The organism is Halorubrum sp. SD612 (assembly GCF_002135005.1).
Genome location: NZ_NEWI01000325.1, coordinates 1 through 1,724, shown reverse-complemented (window position 1 = coordinate 1,724; position 1,724 = coordinate 1). Strand labels below are relative to the sequence as shown.

The 1,724-nt window shown below is 70.4% G+C and carries 3 protein-coding genes; all 3 read left to right on the top strand.

What is annotated here, in order from left to right:
• Positions 1 to 521, top strand: a 521-nt coding sequence (locus tag B9G38_RS16980; RefSeq protein ID WP_086221148.1) for an archaemetzincin family Zn-dependent metalloprotease, incomplete at its 5' end; no start/stop codon positions are given.
• Positions 522 to 593: 72 nt separating this feature from the next.
• Positions 594 to 893, top strand: a complete 300-nt coding sequence (locus tag B9G38_RS16975; protein WP_086221147.1) for a DUF6432 family protein — start codon at positions 594 to 596, stop codon at positions 891 to 893.
• Between the two features lie 47 nt (positions 894 to 940).
• Positions 941 to 1,724, top strand: a 784-nt coding sequence (locus B9G38_RS16970) for an aminomethyltransferase family protein (protein ID WP_086221146.1), incomplete at its 3' end; no start/stop codon positions are given.

Genomic DNA, 1,724 nt, shown 5'->3' with positions numbered 1-1,724 from the left:
TGCTCGTGGACATCGTCCCGGTCGGGGAGGTCACCCCCCGAGTGAAACGGGGGGCCTCCGGCGCGCTGCGTTCCGTGTACGACTGCGACGTGACGGTCCACGACGATCAGCCGATCCCCGACTCCGCGTTCGACGGCGACCGCGGCCAGTACCGCGCCGAGGACCTCATCGAGACGGTCACCCGCGTCGGCGGCGGCGAGAAGAACATCGGTATCACGCCCGAGGACCTCTACTACCGCCGGCGGAACTACGTGTTCGGCCTCGCGTACCTCAACGGGAGCGGCTCCGTCATCTCCACGCACCGCCTCCGCACCTCCTCGGACGGCGGCGTCTCCACCAAGCCCGCCGTCGACGTGTTCGGCGACCGCGTCCGCAAGGAGGTCGTCCACGAGATCGGGCACACGCTCGGGCTGGAACACTGCGACAACAGCAAGTGCGTCATGTCGTTCTCTCCGACTGTCCGCGAGGTCGACGTGAAAGAGGAGAACCTCTGTGGCACCTGTTCTCGGCTGGTTCGCTGACGCGGGGCGCTTTCGGGTCCGGTCCGCACCCCCGCCGGTAGACGTAAAGTCCGCCCCGCACAAGGGACACGTATGGCCGCAAAGCCGGAATACCGCGACCGGCCGGACGTCGAGGTCGCGCTGCTCGACGCGCTCGTCGACCGCGGCGACGAGGGGATGACCGTCCTCGAGCTTCGCGCGGCCGTCGACGCCGACATCGACGCCGTCGAGGAGGCGCTCTCGGCGCTGAAGGACGACTCGCTTATCACCGTGGAGTCGGAGGAGCGCGTCCGGGTGTACGCCCACGACAAGGTCGTCCCGGACCCCGAGGCGCCGGACGACGACCCCTCGGAGAGCCTCGTCGACGCGATCCGCGACCGTCTCGGGCTGTAGCCGCCGGAGACGGCGGCCTTTTGGCCCTCGATCGCCTCCGTGGGACCATGACGCTCGTCTCCGGCACCCACGACGCGCACGGCGCCGCGTACCGCGACCGCGGCGGCCGCGAGGTCGTGGACCACTACGGCAAGCCCGTCCGCGTCGGCAAGGCGGTCCGCAACGTCGCCGGCGTGATCGAGATGGGGTACGGCGTCCTCGCCGTCAGGGGCGCCGACCGCGTCGAGTTCGTCGACAACGCCGTCTCGAACCGCGTCCCGACCGCGGACGGCGAGGGGACGTACGCCCTCCTGCTCGACCCGCAGGGCGGGATCGAGACGGACATGTACGTGTACAACGCCGACGAGCGGCTGCTCGTCTTCCTCCCGCCCGAACGGGCGGAGGCGGTCGCCGCCGACTGGGCCGAGAACGTGTTCATCCAGGACGTCGAGATCGACGACGTCTCCGACGAGTTCGGCGTCTTCGGCGTTCACGGCCCGAAGTCCACGGAGAAGGTCGCCTCCGTCCTCGGCGGGCCGGGCGCGCCGGAGGGCCCCCTGTCCTTCGTTCGCGGCTCGATGGTCGACGCCGGCGTCACCGTGATCGCGACGGACTCACCGCTGGGCGAGGAGGGGTACGAGATCGTCTGCGCCGCCGCCGACGCGGGCGACGTGTTCGACACCCTGATCAACCGCGGCCTCAACGCCGCACCGTTCGGCTACCGGACGTGGGACGCGCTCGCGACCGAGGCCGGGACGCCCCTCTTCGAGTACGAGCTGGCGGGGACGGTCCCGAACGTCCTCGGCCTCCGGAACGCGCTCGACTTCGAGAAGGGGTGTTACGTCGGGCAGG

What these genes read in the sequence shown, in the direction of transcription:
- B9G38_RS16975 (WP_086221147.1), top strand. Translation starts at nt 594, where the DNA reads ATGGCCGCAAAGCCGGAATACCGCGACCGGCCGGACGTCGAGGTCGCG.